We start from the raw sequence: 764 nt of genomic DNA on the forward strand, positions 1-764 counted from the left end.
ACTACTTTGCTGCGAAATGACCTCAACACGTTGAGAGATTTCTTGTCCCACTTGACTCTGTTCTTCGGTTGCAGTGGCGATCAGCGTGTTCATGTCCATAATGTTGGCAATCGCTGCTTGAATGTCTTGCAACGCAACCGAGGCGGCGCGCGCCTCTTCTACCGTTGCTTCACCGCGCGCTTGGCTTGATTCCATCGCACGTACAGCGGCATCTGAGCCAGATTTTAGTTGCTCAATCATTTTATGGATATCGCCCGTGCTGTCTTGAGTGCGGCTTGCCAGCTTGCGGACTTCATCTGCTACTACCGCGAATCCACGTCCTTGATCGCCAGCTCGCGCAGCTTCAATCGCGGCATTTAGCGCAAGCAAATTAGTTTGCTCGGCAATATCTTGAATCACTTCTAAAGATGATGAGATGTTTTGAACGTCGCTCTCTAAACGGGCAATCACAGTGCTCGCCTCTGAAACTTCGCTTGCCAGCTCTTCGACAGAATTCGCAGCGGAATCGACGATGTGTTTCGCTTGTTGAGCGTTTTCATCGGCGTGTCGTGCTGATTCTGCTGCTTGGTTAGCGTTGTTCGAAATCTCATGCGCGGTGGCTGTCATTTCCGTCATCGCTGCGGCAACTTGCTCGGTTTCTTCACGTTGACCGCCAGCGAGTTCGTCGACTTGAGAGGCGCGTTGCGACATGTTGTTGGTTTCTGCGACGACTTCTTCACCAACTTGAGTCACGCTCTTGATGATGCCCTGCAGGCTTTCAACAA

1 protein-coding gene is annotated in these 764 nt (G+C 51.7%); it reads right to left on the reverse strand.

Translation table 11 applies throughout. The features are described from left to right. A partial coding sequence (locus tag R8N49_RS26640) for a methyl-accepting chemotaxis protein (RefSeq protein ID WP_318190388.1) occupies positions 1-764 on the reverse strand: 764 nt, incomplete at both ends.

It is taken from the genome of Vibrio sp. 1978 (assembly GCF_033344345.1).